This window comes from Enterobacter sp. BNK-34, assembly GCF_048684445.1.
In the GTDB taxonomy this organism is placed as follows: Bacteria; Pseudomonadota; Gammaproteobacteria; order Enterobacterales; family Enterobacteriaceae; genus Enterobacter; species Enterobacter pseudoroggenkampii.
This window is the reverse complement of the sequence record NZ_JBLQUA010000001.1, coordinates 4,219,715-4,236,938: the sequence shown is the minus strand read 5'-3', so window position 1 is coordinate 4,236,938 and position 17,224 is coordinate 4,219,715. Positions and strand designations below refer to the sequence as shown.

Annotated in this window: 18 protein-coding genes; 13 read left to right on the top strand and 5 right to left on the bottom strand. The window is 52.6% G+C overall.

Annotated features, from left to right (window positions below; all coding sequences use genetic code 11):
- Positions 1–177 precede the first annotated feature (177 nt).
- Positions 178–519 (top strand): hypothetical protein, encoded by a 342-nt coding sequence (locus tag ACMGG5_RS20930; RefSeq protein WP_032646247.1) that lies wholly within the window; start codon positions 178–180, stop codon positions 517–519.
- A gap of 36 nt (positions 520–555) precedes the next feature.
- Here ACMGG5_RS20930 and ftnA read toward each other — a convergent pair whose 3' ends face one another.
- The gene (gene ftnA, locus ACMGG5_RS20925; RefSeq protein ID WP_014884366.1) at positions 556–1,053 is read right to left on the bottom strand and encodes a non-heme ferritin; all 498 of its coding nucleotides are present in this window, start codon (positions 1,051–1,053) and stop codon (positions 556–558) included.
- A 204-nt stretch (positions 1,054–1,257) separates the two neighbouring features.
- Positions 1,258–1,596: a YecR family lipoprotein gene (gene yecR / locus ACMGG5_RS20920; protein ID WP_024909785.1), complete on the bottom strand. Its 339-nt coding sequence runs from the start codon at positions 1,594–1,596 to the stop codon at positions 1,258–1,260.
- 234 nt (positions 1,597–1,830) lie between these two features.
- Here yecR and azuC point away from each other — a divergent pair, with 234 nt between their 5' ends.
- Positions 1,831–1,914, top strand: coding sequence for a stress response protein AzuC (gene azuC / locus ACMGG5_RS20915; RefSeq protein WP_014884364.1), 84 nt, complete (start codon positions 1,831–1,833; stop codon positions 1,912–1,914).
- A 107-nt stretch (positions 1,915–2,021) separates the two neighbouring features.
- Positions 2,022–2,273: a DUF2766 family protein gene (locus ACMGG5_RS20910; RefSeq protein WP_008500405.1), complete on the top strand. Its 252-nt coding sequence runs from the start codon at positions 2,022–2,024 to the stop codon at positions 2,271–2,273.
- Between the two features lie 42 nt (positions 2,274–2,315).
- Here ACMGG5_RS20910 and ACMGG5_RS20905 read toward each other — a convergent pair whose 3' ends face one another.
- Together ACMGG5_RS20905 and ACMGG5_RS20900 are read right to left on the bottom strand one after the other, a co-directional pair.
- Positions 2,316–3,659 carry an anaerobic C4-dicarboxylate transporter gene (locus ACMGG5_RS20905; protein ID WP_008500406.1) on the bottom strand — a complete coding sequence of 448 codons (1,344 nt, stop codon included), beginning with the start codon at positions 3,657–3,659 and terminating at the stop codon, positions 2,316–2,318.
- Positions 3,660–3,816: 157 nt separating this feature from the next.
- Entirely contained in the window at positions 3,817–4,320 is a 504-nt protein-coding gene (locus ACMGG5_RS20900; RefSeq protein WP_024909786.1) for a non-heme ferritin-like protein, read from the bottom strand.
- A gap of 787 nt (positions 4,321–5,107) precedes the next feature.
- Between ACMGG5_RS20900 and araF the strand changes: the two genes are divergently transcribed.
- From araF to otsA, 5 genes are all read left to right on the top strand, one after another.
- Positions 5,108–6,097, top strand: coding sequence for an arabinose ABC transporter substrate-binding protein AraF (araF, locus tag ACMGG5_RS20895; protein WP_024909787.1), 990 nt, complete (start codon positions 5,108–5,110; stop codon positions 6,095–6,097).
- A gap of 71 nt (positions 6,098–6,168) precedes the next feature.
- Positions 6,169–7,683: an L-arabinose ABC transporter ATP-binding protein AraG gene (gene araG, locus ACMGG5_RS20890; protein WP_024909788.1), complete on the top strand. Its 1,515-nt coding sequence runs from the start codon at positions 6,169–6,171 to the stop codon at positions 7,681–7,683.
- Positions 7,684–7,694: 11 nt separating this feature from the next.
- Positions 7,695–8,684, top strand: coding sequence for an L-arabinose ABC transporter permease AraH (gene araH, locus ACMGG5_RS20885; RefSeq protein ID WP_193745657.1), 990 nt, complete (start codon positions 7,695–7,697; stop codon positions 8,682–8,684).
- A gap of 176 nt (positions 8,685–8,860) precedes the next feature.
- Entirely contained in the window at positions 8,861–9,664 is an 804-nt protein-coding gene (gene otsB / locus ACMGG5_RS20880) for a trehalose-phosphatase (protein ID WP_024909666.1), read from the top strand.
- Complete coding sequence (gene otsA, locus ACMGG5_RS20875; protein WP_048992259.1) at positions 9,639–11,063, top strand: alpha,alpha-trehalose-phosphate synthase; 1,425 nt, start codon at positions 9,639–9,641, stop codon at positions 11,061–11,063. The genes otsB and otsA overlap by 26 nt, the downstream gene beginning before the upstream one ends.
- A 15-nt stretch (positions 11,064–11,078) precedes the next feature.
- Here otsA and uspC read toward each other — a convergent pair whose 3' ends face one another.
- Entirely contained in the window at positions 11,079–11,507 is a 429-nt protein-coding gene (gene uspC, locus ACMGG5_RS20870) for a universal stress protein UspC (RefSeq protein ID WP_024909668.1), read from the bottom strand.
- Positions 11,508–12,302: 795 nt separating this feature from the next.
- Between uspC and flhD the strand changes: the two genes are divergently transcribed.
- From flhD to cheA, 5 genes are all read left to right on the top strand, one after another.
- Complete coding sequence (gene flhD, locus ACMGG5_RS20865; protein WP_333074862.1) at positions 12,303–12,653, top strand: flagellar transcriptional regulator FlhD; 351 nt, start codon at positions 12,303–12,305, stop codon at positions 12,651–12,653.
- A gap of 2 nt (positions 12,654–12,655) precedes the next feature.
- Positions 12,656–13,234, top strand: a complete 579-nt coding sequence (gene flhC / locus ACMGG5_RS20860; protein WP_008500416.1) for a flagellar transcriptional regulator FlhC — start codon at positions 12,656–12,658, stop codon at positions 13,232–13,234.
- A 123-nt stretch (positions 13,235–13,357) separates the two neighbouring features.
- Positions 13,358–14,245: a flagellar motor stator protein MotA gene (gene motA, locus ACMGG5_RS20855; protein ID WP_008500417.1), complete on the top strand. Its 888-nt coding sequence runs from the start codon at positions 13,358–13,360 to the stop codon at positions 14,243–14,245.
- Entirely contained in the window at positions 14,242–15,171 is a 930-nt protein-coding gene (gene motB / locus ACMGG5_RS20850) for a flagellar motor protein MotB (RefSeq protein WP_024909669.1), read from the top strand. The genes motA and motB overlap by 4 nt, the downstream gene beginning before the upstream one ends.
- 4 nt (positions 15,172–15,175) lie before the next feature.
- Positions 15,176–17,212, top strand: a complete 2,037-nt coding sequence (gene cheA / locus ACMGG5_RS20845; protein WP_024909670.1) for a chemotaxis protein CheA — start codon at positions 15,176–15,178, stop codon at positions 17,210–17,212.
- Positions 17,213–17,224: the final 12 nt, after the last annotated feature.

Sequence of the window (17,224 nt, the reverse complement as noted above, 5' to 3'; positions counted from 1 at the left end):
CGGCGCAGAGTAAGGGAAAAGCCGTTACTCGTCAAATCACCGTTACAAGTGGTGTAAAAAATTATTTACGTATTAATGACCCAGGCCTGTGCCTACCTCATAAGGGCAATACTGCTGCGCGACATTCCGGCGTAACGTAAACAATAAATACAAATTATCAAATTAAGTGAGGGTCTTATGGCAGGGGAGAATCCCTTTACCGCGGCATGGAGCCGGGGTGGTAACCTGTTGTGCCATGGTCACTGGATAATCAGCTGGCAGAATCAGCCCCTGAACCTTCCCGAGTCCCGTCGCGAAAAGGATATGGGCACCTGGGCAATCTATTCGGTTATTGATCCTGAAGATGAAACCTTTGCACAAGGCTTACAGGAAGATGAGTGGATCATCGAGAATGTCGACTGGTTAACGGATCTGTTTTTCGAGGTGGGTATTCCGCTGGAGACGTCCAGCTACCGCTATTTTTACCAGGCCGTGAATCCCCATGACTGGCGTTGCACCAGCTGTGCGGGGTGTATGTAAATTAACGCGGTGCCGGAAACCGGCACCGCGCTGAAATTAATTCTGCGTATCAAGAGTGGAGAGTTCTTTATCGATAAAGTAAAGACCTTCGCCGGATTTCCCGACCAGAGATAATTTATCCAGCACGGATTTAAACAGCTTCTCTTCTTCGTGTTGCTCAGCGACGTACCACTGCAGGAAATTAAAGGTTGGATAATCCTGGCTGGTCATCGCGGCATGAACCAGTTCGTTAATTTTCTGCGTGATAAGCTGCTCGTGCTCGTAGGTGGCGCGGAACAGTTCATCAAGAGAATTATACTCAGCGAACGGTGATGCCACGGTTTCAATGCGCGGCAGGCTGCCCGTATCTGTCAGATAATCAAACAGACGCTGCATGTGGGTCATCTCTTCCTGAGCGTGACGACGCAGAAACGCGGCAGCGCCCTCGAAACTGTGGTAGCTGCACCAGGCGCTCATCTGCTGGTAGAGCAGGGATGAAAAAAGCTCAAGGTTCATTTGTGCGTTGAGCTTGTCGATCATTTCAGTTTTCAGCATGGTGACGCTCCGGATTATTATTTCTGGTTCACAATGAGCGACACTATAATTTGTTATTTAATTATTTGCAAAACGTAAAATCTTTATTTTATTTATTTAAAATACGAATGGGAATAAAACGCATTGGCGATTTTTATAACTTATTAATGAGAATTATTTTTGTTCGTAATGAAATAAACTGCCAGCATGCGCTGGCAGCTTCGATTAATACCACGGATTAGTTGACTTAGGATTAACGGCGTAACCCATACATTTATACTGGATAGTCACGCTCTCGTTCAGGCACAAAGAGCCGCTGGTCAGAGTGCAGGTTTTAATGGGCTGACCATAGGCTGAGGCAGTGGCATAACCCATGCTCTGACACGCTTTTGCCGCCGTGCCGTTATTCACATACTCATCGGAATACGCATTTTGCAGCGCAGCCTGGCCGTAGTCGAGGCGGACGATGCCGTTCGGCGCGTCGAGGCTGCTGACTTCAGCCTGGCGGTTAATGGTACATCCCGCGAGCAGCAGGATTGTACCGGCTACAATGACTCTTTTCATGATTCGCTCTGAGTGGATGGAAATACGTTATCGTACCCGCAGATGCCCGCTGCAATGGCTGGAATAGCCGGACAATCTGCCCTCACTCTTCGCAACGGGTCCGCGGTGAGCGCTTTCAGGCCATGCCCTGATATAAATGTGATGCGCATCACAAAAGTGTTGATTTTTGTGATGGTGGTCATATTATAGGCACGTTGATAATAAAGTTGTATAACAAGTTAATGGAGCATCATCGTGAAACTGCGCAAAATCCTGAAAAGTATGTGGGCCAATTACTGCCGCACCTTCAAAGACGTGCCGCCGGGCGCCATGTTCTGATAAAAAAACCTGCTTCGGCGGGTTTTTTTATACCTGCAGGCGATGAAGGGAAGATGCCAGGGGTGTGTTTTGCTACTATGGCGGCCTTTAAATAAGGAGAAAACCCCATGTCACAAAACCTGAGCGCCGATCAGGAACTGGTCTCTGACGTTGTCGCCTGTCAGCTGGTTATCAAACAAATCCTTGATGTTCTTGACGTGATTGCGCCGGTTGAAGTGCGCGAGAAGATGTCTACGCAGCTGAAAAACATCGATTTCGCCAGCCATCCCGCTGCCGCCGATCCGGTTACGCTTCGTGCGATCCAGAAAGCCATCGCGCTGATTGAACTGCGATTCACGCCGCAGGGTGAATCCCACTAAAACCGGGAAATGGGCGACGGCATGTGTCGCCCCTTGATACTGTCAGAAGAACGTCTGGACCAGCAGGTAGCTCGCCGCGCACGCGCAGCTTACCCCAATCAGCCCAGGCAGAATAAAGCTGTGGTTGATGATAAATTTGCCGATGCGGGTGGTGCCTGAACGGTCAAAGCCGATGCAGGCCAAATCACTTGGGTAGGTCGGCAGGACGAAATAGCCGTATGACGCAGGGAAAAAGGCGATCAGCATTTTCGGGTCGATGCCGAGCATGAGGCCCATAGGCGCAACGGCCGTCAGCGCAGCCGCCTGGCTGTTCACCAGTTTTGACACCAGAAACAGCACAATAGCATACGTCCACGGGTGGCTTTTCACGACGCCTTCCAGCGCCAGCTTTAACTCGTCGAGATGCGCCTGGAAAAAGGTATCGCTCATCCACGCCACGCCGAACACCGAGAAGATCGCGACCATACCGGCCTTAAACACCGCGCCGTTGGAAATCGCCGACGCGTTGACCTTACAGGCCATTAGCATCACGGCCCCTGCAATTAACATCATCATCTGAATAACAAGGTTCATCGACAGCGCCGTCATTTTGCCTTTCAGCTCAAAGGCGGGGCGCAGCTCAGGGAACGCACCCAGCAAAACGACCACGGCAATACCGGCAAAGAAAATCCACGTGGACCAGTAGGCCTGTTTAGGGAAACGCTGATTCATTAACGTCTCCGTTCCACCGTAGATAAACTCGCGCTGCTTAGGATCTTTCAGCTTTTCCTGAAACTCCATGTCATCCGCCAAATCTTTTCCGCGGCGTAAACTCCACAGGGCAGCAATAGCTACGCCGAAAAGTGAAGCGGGAACCGACACGGCGAGAATTTCCAGGATCCCCCACGCGTGGCCGATACCATGCTGGGCCGCCAGGATAGACACCAGCGACACCACGGCAACGGACACGGGGGAGGCGGTAATCGCCATCTGCGACGCGACCGATGCCACGGCCATGGGGCGCTCGGGGCGGATCCCTTTTTTCAGGGCGATATCCGCAATGATGGGGAACATGGTATAGACCACATGCCCGGTGCCGCACAGAAAGGTCAGCATCCAGGTGGTGAATGGGGCGAGCAGGGTGATGTGCTGTGGGTGTTTGCGCAGCAGACGTTCAGCAAACTGCATCATGACGTTGAGGCCACCCGCAGTCTGCAGCGTAGCGGCACAACCAATCACCGCGAGGATGGTCAGCATAACGTCTACCGGCGGCTTACCCGGTTGCAGACCAAAGACAAAACATAAAATAAAAAGACCAATACCGCTAATTAACCCGAGCCCCATACCGCCGAAACGCGTACCCGTCAGCAGGCAGAGGAGAATGACAACAAACTCAATGGTGATCATGATGCTCCCTCGTCAATGATTATGTAACTAAATAAATCATCACACGTTGTGTGGTTAATCATTGGGAGCCAGATCTGATTTGTTAAATTTCAGCAAAAGCAGAAGGTTGGAGACGTGAAGGGAGCCTGCTCCTCCGAATGGGAGCAGGCCAAAAAACTCAGTGGTGCTGCACCGCCACGATGTCGAGCAGATGACGGTCGGTTTGCTCAGGACATAAACCCGCCTGCTGCGCATTATGGATCTCATCCGCCAGCGTCTTCAGCAGCAGGCCATCCTGCTGCTGCTCTTTATCCATATCGCGTAAGAATCTGAGCGTCGTAATATCCTGCTGCGCTTTGGCTTCATCGGCCAGTTTGTTGAGAGTGCTGCAGCGTTGTTCATACTCTTCAAGCGTCTTCTGAAACAGTTCTTCCAGGCAAGAGTAATTTTCATTGATCCCATCAAGGGCTTTAACGACAGGATTTGCCCCTGCGGCTTTCAGGAAGTTAAAGACACGCATCATATGGGTGACGTTACTTTGCGCCTGAGAGCGAAAGAATGTGGCAGATCCCGTGAGGCTATTCTCGGCACACCACGCACTTAAGTGAAGGTGCAGATTCGAGGCGTAGAACTCAAGGTTCATCTGCGCGTTAAGTTTTTGCATCATCGTTTGGGTAGCCATACTCATATCCTTATTGACTGTGGGACGTGATGTCCGTTGCTTAACCTGAGCGTCAGGCAAATATGAAGAAAAGAGCAGAAATACACATTCTGCCGTGACCGAAGTCGACCGAAATTCACTTCCTGTGTTCGATATAAATAAGCATACCCTTGTCTTTGGTCTAAGAAAACTCTTAATTGGGCTGTATTTACCATACATTACAAAGTTTAATATAGTACAGAAATGCAATCAGCTCGCCATGAATTGAATATAGTTTAATGCTCTAATAATTAACATTTTTTATTGCAGAGATACACTGTTACTCTTTCGAAAATATTAAGTTGGAATAATACTCCGTGAAAAAGAGAAATACGGATTAATGTTTTCGAATATATGATGTGCTAATAAAATTACGCTAAATCAAATTCTGCGGAATAACCGTGTTCAGGTGCCTGGTGCATTTTTGATGAAAAACATCTTGAACCCCTTTAACACCGGATGACGTTTAGTCCACTGAGGGGTATCAGGGATTTCTTAGCTAATCTTATGGATAATTCTGCTTAACCCACTTTCATTTGTCTGACAAATCCTGCCTTTTTTATGTCATTTTTCGCTGAATTTATGTACGCAATTACTGTAATTCTGCGGTGTGATGGGGCTCTCTTATGGATGATTAATTTCCCGCTAAAACTATCACCAGCAATAACGCTTATGACGAGGTAAGCGCTAATGCCTTGTTTTAAGTCCGATTAAATAAGAAGCACGCACATATTCCCTACAGAAAAGAATGCTAAAGCTGGAGTTTACCATGCACAAATTTACTAAAGCGCTGGCGGCCATCGGTCTGGCTGCCGTTATGTCACAATCCGCTATCGCTGAGAATTTAAAACTCGGTTTTTTGGTAAAACAGCCCGAAGAGCCCTGGTTCCAGACTGAGTGGAAATTCGCCGATAAAGCCGGGAAAGATTTAGGTTTTGAAGTGATTAAAATCGCCGTGCCTGACGGTGAGAAAACCCTGAACGCCATCGACAGCCTGGCGGCCAGCGGTGCGAAAGGTTTCGTTATCTGTACTCCGGATCCAAAGCTCGGTTCGGCCATCGCGGCGAAAGCGCGCGGTTACGATATGAAGGTCATCGCGGTTGACGATCAGTTCGTTAACGCCAAAGGCAAGCCGATGGATAGCGTCCCGCTGGTGATGATGGCGGCGACCAAAATTGGCGAACGCCAGGGGCAGGAACTCTATAAAGAGATGCAAAAGCGCGGCTGGGATGTCAAAGAGACTGCGGTGATGGCCATTACCGCAGACGAGCTGGACACCGCACGTCGCCGTACTTCCGGTTCAATGGACGCGCTGAAAGCGGCCGGTTTCCCGGAAAAACAGATCTACAAAGTCCCTACCAAATCTAACGATATCCCGGGCGCTTTCGACGCCGCGAACTCTATGCTGGTTCAGCATCCGGAGGTCAAACACTGGCTGGTGGTCGGCATGAACGACAACACCGTGCTGGGTGGGGTACGCGCGACGGAAGGCCAGGGCTTTAAAGCGCCTGACGTGATCGGGATTGGCATCAACGGCGTTGACGCCGTCAGCGAGCTGTCCAAAGCGCAGGCTACCGGCTTCTACGGTTCTCTGCTGCCAAGCCCGGACGTTCACGGCTATAAATCCAGTGAGATGCTCTACAACTGGGTCACCAAAGGGGCTGAGCCGCCGAAATTTACCGAAGTGACCGACGTGGTGCTGATTACCCGCGACAACTTCAAAGAGGAGCTGGCGAAAAAAGGACTGGGCGGTAAGTAATACGCGGTGATTGTGCCCCTCATCCTTCGTGAGGGGCCAGACGTACACACTACAGGAATCACGGAGACGTTATGCGACAGTCTGATCCGTATCTCTCTTTTCGCGGTATCGGGAAAACTTTCCCCGGTGTTAACGCGCTGACCGATATCAGCTTCGACTGCTATGCCGGCCAGGTTCACGCCCTGATGGGGGAAAACGGCGCGGGAAAATCCACGCTGTTGAAGATCCTCAGCGGCAACTACACGCCGACTACCGGCTCGCTGGCCATACGCGGCGAAGAGGTGGCGTTTGCCGATACCACGGCGGCGCTCAATGCCGGGGTGGCGATCATCTATCAGGAGCTGCACCTCATTCCTGAGATGACCGTGGCGGAAAACATCTATTTGGGACAGCTCCCGCACAAAGGCGGCGTGGTGAATCGTTCGCTACTTAATTATGAAGCGGGGCTGCAGCTTAAACACCTGGGCCTGGACGTCGATCCCCAGACGCCGCTGAAATACCTCTCCATCGGCCAGTGGCAGATGGTTGAAATTGCCAAGGCGCTGGCGCGTAACGCCAGAATTATTGCCTTCGACGAACCTACCAGTTCGCTCTCTAAGCGTGAAATCGAAAATCTGTTCCGCGTGATCCGCGAATTGCGTCAGGAAGGCCGCACGATTTTGTATGTCTCGCACCGTATGGAAGAGATATTTGCCCTGAGCGACGCCATCACCGTCTTTAAAGATGGACGCTATGTGCGCACCTTTACCGACATGGCGCAGGTGAACCATGACCAGCTGGTTCAGGCGATGGTCGGACGCGATCTGGGCGATATTTATCACTGGCAACCGCGCCCGTACGGCCCGGAACGCCTGCGCCTGGATAACGTCAAAGCGCCGGGCGTCAGAACACCGATTTCGTTATCCGTACGCAGCGGTGAAATCGTCGGCCTGTTTGGTCTGGTGGGGGCGGGGCGCAGCGAATTGATGAAAGGTCTGTTCGGCGGTACCCGTATTACCGATGGTCAGGTCTCTATTGACGGCGAACGGGTAGATATCCAGAAACCGGCCCACGCGATCGGGGCGGGGATGATGCTCTGCCCGGAAGACCGGAAAGCCGAGGGGATCATTCCGGTGCACTCGGTGCGCGACAACATCAATATTTCTGCCCGTCGTAAGTTTATTCGCGCCGGTTGCCTGATAAACGATAGCTGGGAGTCGAGTAACGCCGACCACCATATTCGCTCGCTGAATATCAAAACGCCGGGTCCGGAACAGCTGATCATGAATCTGTCAGGCGGAAACCAGCAGAAGGCAATTTTAGGCCGCTGGCTGTCAGAAGATATGAAGGTCATTTTGCTGGACGAGCCGACGCGCGGTATCGATGTGGGGGCAAAACACGAAATCTATAACGTGATCTATGAGCTGGCAAAACGCGGCGTGGCGGTGCTCTTCGCCTCCAGCGATCTGCCGGAGGTGCTTGGCGTGGCCGACCGCATTGTGGTGATGCGTGAAGGCGAAATTGCCGGCGAATTACTTCATGAACAGGCGAATGAACAACAGGCGTTGAACCTCGCCATGCCTAAAGTTAGCCAGGCTGTCGCCTGAGTAAGGAGTTAATGATGTCCTCTGTTACTACATCCGGAGTGCCGAAGTCGAAGTCGGCGCTGAGTATTGGACGTATCTGGGATCAGTACGGCATGCTGGTGGTTTTTGCCGCACTGTTCCTTGCCTGCGCGATCTTTGTCCCTAATTTTGCCACCTTCATTAATATGAAGGGGCTGGGGCTGGCCATTTCCATGTCCGGGATGGTGGCCTGCGGGATGTTGTTCTGCCTGGCCTCAGGCGATTTTGACCTGTCGGTGGCGTCGGTGATTGCCTGTGCGGGCGTCACGACGGCCGTGGTGATCAACATGACGGAGAGCCTGTGGATTGGCGTCTTAGCCGGTCTGTTACTCGGCGTCATCAGCGGTCTGGTGAACGGTTTTGTTATCGCGCGCCTGAAGATTAACGCCCTGATCACCACGCTTGCGACGATGCAAATTGTCCGCGGGCTGGCCTATATCATCTCCGACGGTAAAGCGGTGGGGATTGAAGACGAGCGCTTCTTCACGCTGGGTTATGCCAACTGGCTGGGTCTGCCTGCGCCTATATGGCTGACGGTGGCCTGCCTGATCCTGTTCGGCTTCCTGCTTAACCGGACCACCTTTGGCCGTAATACGCTGGCGATTGGCGGTAATGAAGAGGCCGCCCGTCTGGCTGGGGTGCCGGTCGTACGCACTAAAATTATTATCTTTGTGCTCTCAGGGCTGGTTTCTGCCGCAGCGGGGATTATTCTGGCGTCGCGTATGACCAGCGGTCAGCCGATGACCTCTATCGGTTACGAGCTGATCGTCATTTCGGCCTGCGTGTTAGGGGGCGTTTCCCTCAAGGGCGGCATCGGAAAAATCTCATATGTGGTGGCCGGTATCCTGATTTTAGGGACGGTGGAGAACGCCATGAACCTGCTGAATATTTCACCGTTCTCGCAGTACGTGGTTCGTGGTCTGATCCTGCTGGCAGCGGTGATTTTCGACCGTTACAAGCAAAAAGCGAAGCGTACCGTGTAACCCTTTTTCCTGTCTTTTATTGCTCAACTTATAACCTTAGTTGACCTCTTAACCGCCCCGCCAGTAATACTGGCGGGGCGGTTGTCAAATGGCGAGCCACGTCACACTGTCTATACTTACATGGCTATGAAAGAGGTAAAGGCGTTTACCTCTCGTAAACCGTAAGGAGGAAAAGGGTGGCTGACACGTTAACCGCACCGCCTGTACTGCCCGGACACTATGCTTTCTTTTTTGATCTCGACGGCACGCTCGCCGGGATAAAACCGCACCCCGATCAGGTGTCTATTCCGGAGGCGGTGTTACAGGATTTGCATCAGCTCTCACTCATGAATGAGGGAGCACTGGCATTGATATCAGGGCGCTCAATGGCCGAGCTGGATCTGCTCGCCAGTCCATACCACTTTCCGCTAGCCGGTGTACACGGAGCGGAGCGCCGCGACATCCATGATCAAACGCATATCGTTTCACTCCCCGACGCACTCACGCAAACGCTACATAAGCAGCTTTCTGACGCGCTGGAAGCGCTGCCTGGCACCGAGCTGGAAGCCAAAGGCATGGCCTTTGCCCTGCATTATCGTCAGGCGCCGCAGCATGAGGAGGCCGTACTTGCGCTTGCTCAGAGGGTGGCTGATGCGCATCCACAGCTGGCGTTACAGCCCGGCAAATGCGTGGTTGAGTTAAAACCGAAAGGGATTAATAAAGGCGCGGCCATCGCCGCGTTTATGGCGTCGCCGCCTTTCAAAGGGCGAACGCCCGTTTTCATTGGGGATGACCTGACCGACGAGGCCGGGTTTCGCGTGGTGAATCAGGCCGGAGGGATCGCCGTCAAGGTGGGGCCTGGTGACACTGTTGCCGAATGGCGACTGGCGGATGTCGCCAGCGTCTGGCAGTGGATATCTGACATCGCTAACCAGCAACAACAACAAATAGCGCAAAGCAAAGGGGGAAACCATTATGGGTCGCTTAGTCGTCGTCTCTAACCGAATCGCACCGCCTGACGATAAAAAAGCCAGTGCGGGTGGCCTGGCGGTAGGGGTATTAGGTGCCTTAAAAGCCGCTGGCGGGCTGTGGTTTGGCTGGAGTGGGGAAATCAGTGAAGAAGAGAAACCGCTCAAAAAGGTGACGCGCGGAAACATTACGTGGGCTTCATTTGCATTGAAAGAGAAAGACTACGACGAGTATTACTCGCAGTTCTCGAATGCCGTCCTGTGGCCCGCGTTTCACTATCGTCTTGACCTGGTCAAATTCCAGCGTGAATCCTTCGAAGGCTACTCGCGCGTGAATGCGCTGCTGGCGGATAAACTGCTGCCATTAATCGAAGAAGACGATATTTTATGGATCCACGATTATCATCTGTTGCCCTTCGCCAGAGAGCTGCGAAAAAGAGGGGTAAATAACCGGATTGGCTTCTTCCTGCACATCCCGTTCCCGACGCCGGAAATTTTTACCGCGCTCCCGCCGCATGAAGAGCTGCTGGAGGCGCTGTGTGATTACGATTTGCTGGGCTTCCAGACCGAAAATGACCGCCTCGCATTCCTTGACTCCGTGTCAGGTAAAGCGCGTCTGGTGACCAAAGGCGGGAAAACCCATACGGCGTGGGGGAAAACGTTCCACACCGAAGTGTATCCAATTGGGATTGAACCTGACGAAATCGCGGAGCAGGCTTCCGGTCCGCTGCCGCCGAAGCTGGCGCAGCTTAAGAATGAACTCAAACACGTGAAAAATATCTTCTCGGTTGAGCGTCTTGATTATTCCAAAGGGCTGCCGGAACGCTTCCTGGCGTATGAAACGCTGCTGGATAAATATCCGCAGCATCACGGTAAAATCCGTTATACCCAGATCGCGCCGACGTCGCGCGGTGAGGTTCAGGCCTATCAGGACATTCGCCATCAGCTGGAGACAGAAGCAGGGCGCATTAATGGCCGCTACGGGCAGCTGGGCTGGACGCCGCTGTTTTACCTGAATCAGCACTTTGACCGTAAGATCCTGATGAAGGTCTTCCGCTATGCGGATGTTGGCCTGGTTACGCCGCTGCGCGACGGGATGAACCTCGTCGCGAAAGAGTATGTGGCGGCCCAGGATCCTGACGACCCGGGTGTTCTGGTGCTCTCCCAGTTTGCCGGCGCCGCAAATGAGCTCACGTCGGCGCTTATCGTTAATCCTTATGACAGGGACGACGTGGCAAACGCGCTGAATCGTGCCTTGACTATGCCGCTCACGGAACGTATTTCCCGTCATGCTGATATGATGGAGACGATCCGTAAGAACGACATTAACCACTGGCAGGCACGTTTTATTCAGGATCTCCGGGATATCACCCCGCAAAGTCATGAAGGCGATCTGCAAAAAAAGATCGCGACCTTCCCTAAACTCGCCTGATTTTCCACTGGGGGGTTAACTCCCCCCAAGTGGCACTAACAGCACATCAACCTGGCTCGATGCGACAATGGATTTCGCCGCACAGGCTGCGCGCGATAAAAAGCTGTGGTTATGATTCCCGCAAATCACTAAATCAATATGTTGTTTACGACACATGTCGAGAATATGGGCGTTAAGTTCACCGGTCGCAATAATTGTCTCATAAACCGGATATTGCGCCTTTTCCACCAGTTCGCGCAGAAATTGCTGCGTTTCTTCCTGAAGGACCTCACGAATATCCTCCAGCATGGGGGCGGCCAGCTGATTGTACATCTCAGGCTCCGCGGCGAGCGTGATGAGGCTGATGCGGGCATTGTGGGGTCTGGCAATGGAAACGGCCCGGGCGACGAGTTGATGACTTTCTGGAGAAACTGCAACGGAAACAAGAAGATGGGAGTAACTCATGGCGCACTCCTTAGGTGTCTGTCAGACAGCGTTTGATCACCTTTACCGCGAATTCCCAGGTTCTGCAAGAGCTGATTACGACATTAGTGTGAAGCTTATCATAATTATTCATTAATTATTCTTATAAGAAGAATAACTGAAAAATGCGCCTAAATGAAAAAAATTAACAACTTAACGTAAATCACACAAATTCACGCTTTAACTGTTAAATCGTTTTGGCGCGTTACAAACTCATTTCGAATGATCACGTCCTGAAACATCTTTTTTGTGCTACCTGCATAACTATATGTTTTTTCACGGTAAGAAAAATGTTTCCCGGAGAGGGGTTTGTTGTAAATGTTTCAGCGTAGCGCTTACGGGGGTAGAAGCACGTTGCATGCCAGTTCGGATCGCCCGTCTGCATGAGTATTCGTCAATTAAGAATACAAAACAGTACTGATTGGTTAAAAAACAAACAAATTACAAGTCATACTGATGGATTTATGGGTCATATTCACTTAAATTGTGTGACGTGGATCACATTTTTTTTAAATTTGAGGATGGCTGGATTGTATGTGTCAAAACTGACGAGTAGAGTTTGCGTCGAATTAGGAAAAATCTTAGTTATTTGTAAGAAATGATAAAACATGTAAGAGACGCATTCGCGTTTCCTCTCTTACGCGTTTCGATGAATACAAACCTAAATTCAACTATGCATTTAGCCTTTTCTTTTTTATACCGGGTGATTTCCCGGCGACATCACGGGGTGCGGTCTTTCCGCATAAAAATAATAGTTGGTTATTCGGGATGGGAACAATGCATACATCCGAGTTGCTAAAACATATCTATGACATCAATTTGTCGTATTTACTGCTCGCGCAGCGTTTGATTAGTCAGGACAAGGCGTCCGCGATGTTTCGTCTGGGTATTAACGAAGAAATGGCAACCATGCTGGGCAGCTTAACCCTCCCGCAGATGGTTAAACTGGCTGAAACGAATCAACTGGTTTGCCAGTTCCGTTTCGATGATTCACAGACAATAACGCGTCTGACGCAGGAGTCCCGTGTAGACGATCTTCAACAGATCCATACCGGTATTCTTCTTTCCACTCGCTTGCTTAACGAAATCAGCCAGCCTGATGACGTAGCCCGTAAGAAAAGGGCCTAGCAATGAGCGAGAAAAGCATTGTTCAGGAAGCGCGTGACATACAGTTAGCCATGGAGCTGATTACACTGGGTGCTCGTTTACAAATGCTGGAAAGCGAGACGCAGTTGAGCCGTGGCCGTCTGATCAAACTGTACAAAGAGTTACGTGGTAGTCCCCCGCCGAAAGGCATGCTGCCGTTTTCTACCGACTGGTTTATGACGTGGGAGCAGAATATTCACGCTTCCATGTTCTGTAATGCCTGGCAGTATCTTCTCAAAACCGGTTTGTGTAGCGGCGTTGACGCCGTGATCAAAGCCTACAAACTTTACCTTGAACAATGCCCACAGCAGGAAGAAGGTCCTCTGCTGGCGCTGACCCGCGCATGGACGCTGGTGCGTTTTGTTGAGAGCGGAATGCTTGAGCTGTCGCGCTGCAACTGCTGCAACGGCAATTTTATTACCCATGCTCATCAGCCTGCAGGCAGCTTCGCCTGTAGTTTATGTCAGCCTCCATCCCGCGCAGTAAAAAGACGTAAACTTTCCCGGGATGCTGCCGATATTATTCCACAACTGCTGGATGAACAGATCGAACAAGCTGTTTAACCCGAACGTGTGGGAAAGATTCCAGCAGCGGTAAGCGATTACCGCTGCTTTTTTTTACCCCGTAAACGGTCAACGCTGCGAGCTGGACGTCCTTGCCATAGTCACTAGCGGAAGGATGATGTCGTGCTTATCTTATTAGGTTACCTGGTAGTTCTCGGTACAGTTTTCGGCGGTTACATGATGACCGGCGGGCACCTTGGAGCACTCTATCAACCGGCTGAACTTATTATCATCGGCGGTGCAGGGGTAGGGGCTTTTATCGTTGGCAACAACGGTAAATCGATCAAGGGCACGCTGAAAGCAATTCCGTTGCTGTTCCGTCGCTCGAAATACACCAAAAGCATGTATATGGATCTGCTGGCACTGCTCTATCGCCTGATGGCGAAGTCGCGTCAGCAGGGGATGTTCTCGCTTGAACGGGATATTGAAAACCCGAAAGAGAGCGAAATTTTTGCCAGCTATCCGCGCATTCTTGCTGACGCCATGATGCTGGACTTCATCGTCGACTATCTGCGACTCATCATCAGCGGCAACATGAATACCTTCGAAATCGAAGCGCTGATGGACGAAGAGATCGAAACTCACGAAAGCGAATCTGAAGTGCCGGCCAACAGCCTGGCACTGGTCGGCGACTCGCTTCCGGCATTCGGTATCGTTGCTGCGGTAATGGGGGTGGTTCACGCTCTGGCCTCGGCAGACCGTCCGGCAGCCGAGCTCGGTGCGCTGATTGCCCATGCGATGGTGGGGACTTTCCTCGGTATTTTGCTGGCGTACGGCTTCATCTCTCCGCTGGCAAGCGTTCTGCGCCAGAAGAGCGCGGAAACCACCAAAATGATGCAGTGCGTGAAGATCACGCTGCTCTCTAACCTCAACGGTTACGCGCCACCGATCGCAGTTGAGTTTGGCCGTAAAACGCTTTACTCCAGCGAGCGTCCGTCGTTTATCGAGCTTGAAGAACACGTGCGTGCGGTGAAAAACCCAAACCAACAGACGACAACTGAGGACGCATGAAAAACCAGTCCCATCCGATCGTCATCGTAAAAAAACGCAAGCACAAGGGCGGCGGGCATGGCGCACACGGCTCGTGGAAAATTGCGTACGCCGACTTTATGACAGCAATGATGGCGTTCTTTCTGGTGATGTGGCTGATCTCCATCTCCAGCCCAAAAGAACTGATCCAGATTGCCGAATATTTCCGCACACCGCTGGCAACGGCGGTGGCCGGTGGGCCGCGTATTTCTAACAGCGAAAGCCCGATCCCGGGCGGCGGCGATGATTACACCCAGCAGAAGGGTGAGGTGAAAAAAGAGCCGAACATCGACGAGCTGAAAAGAAAGATGGAGCAGGCGCGTCTGAAGAAACTGCGTGGCGATCTCGATCAGCTGATTGAGGCGGATCCGAAGCTGCGCGCGCTGCGCCCACATCTGAAGATCGACCTGGTGCAGGAAGGGCTACGTATTCAGATTATCGACAGCCAGAACCGCCCAATGTTTAAAACCGGGAGTGCGGAAGTCGAACCGTACATGCGCGACATTCTGCGCGGTATTGCACCGGTGCTGAACGGCATTCCTAACCGAATCAGCCTGTCAGGACACACGGATGATTTCCCGTACGCCAATGGGGAGAAGGGATACAGCAACTGGGAGCTTTCTGCCGATCGTGCCAACGCCTCGCGTCGCGAGCTGGTGGCAGGTGGGCTTGATGATGGCAAGGTACTGCGCGTAGTCGGCATGGCCGCAACCATGCGCGTTTCCGACCGCGGGCCGGATGATGCCATCAACCGTCGTATCAGTCTTTTAGTGCTGAACCAGCAGGCGGAGCAGGCCATCCTGCATGAAAACGCCGAAAGTCAGAATGAGTCACTGGACGATTTAAAACAGCCTGGGGCCGTTCCTTCGGCTGCCGTTCCAACATCGCCACCAGCCAATCCGAGGTGATAGCGTGAGCATGGATATTAGCGATTTTTACCAGACATTCTTTGATGAAGCCGACGAATTGTTGGCCGATATGGAACAACACTTGCTCGACCTGGTGCCCGAAGCACCGGACTCCGAGCAGCTCAATGCCATCTTCCGTGCGGCGCACTCTATTAAAGGCGGAGCCGGAACGTTTGGATTTACCATCCTGCAGGAAACGACCCATTTAATGGAAAACCTGCTTGATGAAGCACGACGCGGTGAGATGCAGCTCAATACCGACATTATCAACCTGTTTTTGGAAACCAAAGATATTATGCAGGAACAGCTCGACGCCTATAAAAGTTCGGCAGAGCCTGATGCCGCCAGCTTTGAATACATCTGCAATGCGCTGCGCCAGCTCGCGCTGGAAGCAAAAGGTGAGGTTGCCGCAGCGGTTGTTCCGGCCGCGAAACTGAGCGTTGTCGATGCGGTTGCTGCCGACGAGGCCGCGCCAGCCGCTGCGCAGGCGGGCAAACTGCGCGTTGTGCTGTCGCGCCTGAAAGAGAACGAAGTTAACCTGCTGGAAGAAGAGCTGGGTAACCTGGCGAAATTAAGCAACGTGGTAAAAGGCAAAGACAGCCTGGCCGCGACGCTTGATGACGGGATTGGCCAGGACGATATCGTGGCGGTGCTGTGCTTTGTGATTGAAGCTGACCAGATCGCTTTCGAAACCGAAACGGCTGCGGTTGACGCCCCTGCGGCTGCGGAAGAGGTGGCTGTTGTCGCTCAGGCCGCGGCACCGGCTGTGACGCCTGCGGCCCCGGCGCTGAAGGCAGTACCAAAAGAGGCCGCTGCGCCTGGCCGTGGTGAAAAACCTGCCGCGCGCTCCAGCGAGTCAACCAGTATCCGCGTTGCCGTTGAGAAGGTTGACCAGTTGATTAACCTGGTGGGCGAACTGGTGATCACCCAGTCGATGCTGGCGCAACGTTCAAACGAACTCGACCCGGTCACCCATGGCGATCTGATCACCAGCATGGGCCAGCTGCAGCGTAACGCCCGTGACCTGCAGGAATCGGTCATGTCCATCCGTATGATGCCGATGGAATATGTCTTCAGCCGCTTCCCGCGTCTGGTGCGCGACCTTGCCAGCAAGCTGAATAAACAGATTGAACTGACCCTGATGGGCAGCTCAACCGAACTGGATAAGAGCCTGATCGAGCGCATCATCGATCCGTTAACGCACCTGGTGCGTAACAGTCTCGACCACGGTATCGAACTGCCGGAAAACCGCATTGCCGCCGGAAAATCCCCGGTCGGCAACTTGATCCTCTCTGCGGAACATCAGGGCGGGAACATCTGCATCGAAGTGACCGATGACGGCGCCGGTCTGAATCGCGAGCGCATCCTGGCAAAAGCAATTTCGCAGGGGATGGCGGTCAATGAAAACATGACCGACGAAGAAGTGGGCATGCTGATCTTCGCACCGGGCTTCTCTACCGCAGAGCAGGTGACCGACGTCTCCGGGCGCGGCGTAGGCATGGACGTGGTGAAACGTAACATCCAGGAGATGGGCGGCCACGTTGAGATCCAGTCTAAACAGGGTTCCGGCACTACCATTCGCATTCTTCTGCCGCTGACGCTGGCGATCCTCGACGGCATGTCAGTCAAAGTGGCGGACGAAGTCTTTATCCTGCCGCTGAACGCCGTGATGGAATCCCTGCAGCCGCGCGAAGAAGATCTGCATCCGCTGGCGGGTGGCGAGCGCGTTCTTGAAGTGCGTGGTGAGTACCTGCCGCTGGTGGAACTGTGGAAAGTGTTCGAGGTAGACGGGGCGAAGACAGAGGCCACGCAGGGTATCGTTGTGATCCTGCAAAGCGCGGGCCGCCGCTACGCGCTGCTGGTTGATCAGCTGATTGGCCAGCACCAGGTGGTGGTCAAGAACCTCGAAAGTAACTACCGCAAAGTGCCGGGTATTTCTGCCGCCACCATTCTGGGTGATGGTAGCGTGGCGCTGATCGTCGATGTGTCGGCGCTTCAGGGATTAAATCGTGAACAACGTGTGGCGTACACAGCCGCCTGATTAAGTAGAAGG